Here is a 4,711-nt window from a genome sequence, read left to right as displayed (position 1 = left end):
GAAAACGCGGTTGCAAAATCAGGCAAAACAACGCATTCTTGAGTCCCTTCGAAATCGCGTTTCGGGGCCATTCCAGGTGGCCTCATTACGCCGATCATCCCCGGCTCGATTACGCCGATCCGTGACAGCTTGTAGCGGCTGCGGATCGCTGCCAGAAGGGCTATCGAAGGTAGATTGAAAGTTCTAAAGTGATCATGGCGACGCCCACAATCCAACGGGCATGCGAAGACCACGTCGGCGTTGACCTGCGGTCCACACACCTGGTACTGCTTTTTTGGGGCTCATCCTGAAACGTGAGCCCAATTCGAGAGTTCCTCGGCCGGTTCCGGCACGCCATCATATGGGGGGCCCTATCTAATTCGTCAAGCGTTAGGGGCTGACTTGGGTTCGTAAAAGGTGCCATCGCGCAGGATGGCGAACAGGACATCACAGCGTCGCCGTGCCAGCGCGATGAGTGCCTAGTTATGTCGCTTACCGTGCTGGACCTTGCGTGCGTGATACGCTCGCGAATCGGGGGGTCTCGCGAGGCCGCGAAGGCGATAGGAACAAGGCGCGCTTGAGTACCTTGTTGCCGCGCTTGGACGGATGCTCGCCCCGGATAGATGAGCCTGAGCGCCGGGTAACTGGTGCGAGGCCAGCGTAGGCCCGCCAGGTGACCTGCCGAAGCGAAGGCTTGGTGCGCGACCTCGGTGAGGAGTCTGGCGGCGGTCCTGACGCCCTCCCCGGCATGCTGGTCAGGACCGGCCAAAGAGGGTGAGCAAGCCCCGCCGCTCTACTTCGCCGGCGATTTCGTCGCGCTGCTTGCGTAAGGCGGCGAGCTGCTGAGCCAGGCGCGGCATGACGATGGTGGCGGTTTGCGTGCCGGGCACCGTCACGGCCTGTTCGCCCAGCGCTTGAACGATTTCGGCCCCCAATCCCGTGCCCATGCGTGGCGCGAGCTTGGTCAGGCGGTTGGCAAGCGTCTTCTCGCTGGTTGCTGCAAGCGCGGCTGGAGACGGGTAGCGCTCGAGTAGATCGAGCACGGCGGGATGCTCGAGGCGCGGTCCGAGAACGCGCTCAAGCGCGGGATGGATCTGGGTGAGCAGGCCGCGAATCCCGTTACTGGTTTGGGTAATTTGAGCGGCGAGCTCGTCGTCGAAGCCGCACAGCATGGGCAGCTCGGCGAGCGGTTCATCAGCTAACCGAAGCGAGCGCAGCGTATGCGGCATCGAACCGGCGGCCTCGGCGATGATTGCGGCGTCGCGGGCGTCTGTCTGGGCCTCACCGGCATGCAGGTCGGCAATGCGGCGCATCGCCAGTTCGGGCAGATCGGCAAGCAGAACGCCTTCATCGCGTGCGACGGCCAGCGGCAATGCGCCGATGGTGGCGGGCTGGTCGACAACGAAGAGAAGACGGCCATGGGTCTTGAATTCGAGTGGGCCTGCGACAACGGTGGCAAATCTCGGCATCTACGTTACGGACGGCCTTGGAATATTCCAGCCGAGTCCCTATTAGCGATCACCTGCCACCCACCAGGCCCGGTGACAACACCCCCCGGATCAGAAACTGCGACTGGGGGCGAGAATCATGCCGGGCCTGGCTGCCCAAAGCTTCAATTATCGAGGCGGGAAGATAGTAACTGGGGGCTGCAACCGGGGAAATGTTTGGCAGTCACATGCTACATGTGTGAGTTTGTAGACGAAAGCACGGTCCCGATCAAGGTCATTTTGTGGCGTTCAAATTTTACATAGATGCGATCATTGCAACACGCAACGTATTGGGAGGTGCTTTGGCCCACTTACGAAATTAGACGTCGTGAATTCGATCTCTCCCACCGGTTCGACGAACTGCAACTTCGGGATCAGTTCCTCGAACAGGATGCGCATCTCCATGTTTGCGAGATGCTGACCAAGACATACGTGAGCACCTGCCCCAAACGCAATGTGCCGATTCGGCCTTCGGTCGATATCGAATATGAAAGGGTCGGGGAAAACTTCCTCATCGCGATTGGCCGACCCGTAGCAGAGCATCAGCCAATCGCCCTTGCGGATAGTCCTGCCTCGCAATTTCGTGTCGGCTGCCGCCGTACGCATGAAATGACGCACTGGCGATGCGTAGCGGAGGCTCTCGTCGATGAATTGCGGAATGAGCGACGGGTCAGCCTTAAGCCGCGGCAGCAAATGGGGGAATTGACACAATGCCCACATCGCAACCGATATGGAAGACGAGACGGTGTCATGCCCGGCGGCGGCGATAATCACGTAGTAGCCGAGTCGGGTTGCCTCATCAATAGGCTGTCCATCGACAACCGCGTTGGCTAGCAAGGTGGCGATGTCGTTACGCGGTTTTTTCCGGCGATCTTCGGTCAGGCGATCAAAGTAACCCTTGAAGTCTGCTACAACTGACAGCAGCGCCTTGCCGATCGCACTTCCGGCGTCGCCCTGGCGACTGATATCGCGCTTGTATTCGGCATCCTCGCTTCCAAACATCTCCTGTGTGAGTCTCAACATACGGGGGGATTCTTCCTGCGGAACTCCGAGAATATCCATGATCACGTTCAGCGGATAGTGCGAGGCGAAATCGTTCGCAAAGTCAATTACGGAGCCGCTCTTTTGCAGAAGTTCCCCGATCATCAAATGTGCCAATGATCGGATGCGAGCCTCAAGCTTAACGACACTGTTCGGCATAAACCACGACTGTGTCAGTGCGCGCAAACTCTTGTGTTCGTCGCCGTCGACGTGGACGAGCGAACGGACGATGTTTGGACTACCGGTGGCCCCTATAACATGCGCGATAGATGCTTGCGGACGGCAGACGACGGAATAATCGCCGTTGCGAAACAGGGCATTGTTCCGGGAAATCATTGAGACGTCGGCGTGTTTTGTTACCACCCAGAATGGGTCATGCGCGTCCGCCATTGCTCGTCCAACTGGGTTGTTTGCACGCGCCCACGCGTATATCTCATGGAGCCCGTCGAGGTTTGTATACGACTGCGGATCAACCAGACGGTTTGCTATGTCTTTCGGTAGGTCGTAATTTGTCATGCTCACGATATTGCAGAAAAACTGACATGTGAAATCGAGGCAAGCAACGTGTATCGACGTATCCACTCATGGCTGGGATTGGGGTCGACCGACGTTTGCGGATCGCTCGCCAGTTGATGCGCACCGAAGCCGTCGCGTCGGCAAAAGAGGCGAACGGGCCGGGCGCATGCGTGCGCTCGTCGGATATTGTCCTTTTATACTATTCACGACTTTCGTCTTTCGCCTTAATGCATGTCAACCTTTCTTGATCACGTGATCATGCATTTGAGCCTCGAAGGTATCCCTTGTCAGACACAGCGCATGACAATGGCATTCGCGCACGAGGAGCAAGCTCCCCGCTTGTCGATGTCTTCGTGGCCAGGTGACAGAACCGGAAGGCCGTCGAACGGGCGCCCCTTTGCCCGGTGCGATGCGGCGCCTCTCACGCTGCAATGATTCTGCAGCCCATTCTATTGAGGCCGTCGTTCATATCTATCACTGCAAGGGGTGAATATTGCTCAACGCTGTGGGTCGTGGGTTTACGCTGAATTTGTATTCATGAATCGAGCGGTTGCGATGAAAATATTCAATTTGCGTTTGAGGAGGGCGGTAGCGCACATCCCCGCGCAACCGTGCCAATGACGTTCTTCGTCGAATGCCAGGCTTGCTAAAGATTGGCTGGCACTTTGACGCTATGACAAAAGTGGCTCATGACAGGAGGCAACTCTAAGTAAAAATCCTTTTCCGTATCCTTCAAACCGCCCGGATAACAGTCAGAGACGAAATCTTTCAACGGCGTCAGCGCCGGTTGGCAATTTGGGCGGGGCGTCCTCACTGAATTCGTTCCATCGCGTAGCCTATGCTGCCAGCAATTGATGACCATGTTGGCTACTTACCTGATGCAAGAAAGGTCTGACCTTGATCAAGGGTTGCCGTGCGTTCGTCCCGTACACTTGTGTTGCAGCGGGTCGAACCGTCTCGCTCGACCTACTGTGGGGACTTTAGACGACCCGTCAGAGTATAGACGACTCCGATGGGTCACTTTTTTTCTGTGTCCCGGCTGTCCTTGCCAGTCGCCCACCCGTTCGTTGGGCGGTCATTAGTTCCGAAATAGAACGCGCGGGGAACAATGACCCGATTCCCGACAGTAGTCAGGTAGCATATCCCCTAATATTCGTTCCAAGCAGCGATCCGGACCATCTCTTTGACGGCTACCATTAGGCGGATTCCTCGCGAACTGGTGCAACACCCTTCGTCGCTGCTTTCTGCATGGCAAAGATTGGCGGCTGCTGGCAAGGTGAAATGCCGCTAGCACTGGGAAGCGGACCGCTGAAGGGCCAGATTTGAGATCTCCCGTAGCCCAATCACCGTGGGCAACGAGGTGTGCGAGGCGGGATCCTGGCCGATATGAGTCATCCAATGAATTAAGGCGTTGATGCGGTTAGAGCGTGTTAGGAACTTTGAAGTACTGGCACGGCGTGGACAAGCATGAGCATTGCGAAGACGACAAAATGAAGTCCGGCGAGAGTTTCGGGGGGCCGTTCATAGTCACGTGCGAGACGCCGGAAACGGTTGAGCCAGCCAGGAGGTGTCAGGAATTTTGTGTGCCGAGGTCGGTTAAAAGATCTCAGCTCATGGCGTTCGTGAACCGCTCGCCGAACATAATGGCGAACTGATTGACTGCCTGCCGCCAGGTAATAGGCGGCATC

1 protein-coding gene and 2 pseudogenes are annotated in these 4,711 nt (G+C 57.1%); all 3 read right to left on the bottom strand.

Annotated elements, in window-relative coordinates; all coding sequences use genetic code 11:
* Positions 1-362 precede the first annotated feature (362 nt).
* Positions 363-1,412, bottom strand: a pseudogene (locus tag ACLFKU_RS42415) (IS110 family transposase); the annotation flags it as partial.
* 324 nt (positions 1,413-1,736) lie between these two features.
* Positions 1,737-3,029 (bottom strand): cytochrome P450, encoded by a 1,293-nt coding sequence (locus tag ACLFKU_RS42410; protein ID WP_410853216.1) that lies wholly within the window; start codon positions 3,027-3,029, stop codon positions 1,737-1,739.
* Positions 3,030-4,453: 1,424 nt separating this feature from the next.
* Positions 4,454-4,711, bottom strand: a pseudogene (locus ACLFKU_RS42405) (hypothetical protein); the annotation flags it as partial.

Origin of the sequence: Paraburkholderia sp. EG304 (genome assembly GCF_046543485.1) — a bacterium.
Taxonomy (GTDB): Bacteria; Pseudomonadota; Gammaproteobacteria; order Burkholderiales; family Burkholderiaceae; genus Paraburkholderia; species Paraburkholderia youngii.
This window is presented reverse-complemented; position numbering and strand designations above follow the sequence as displayed.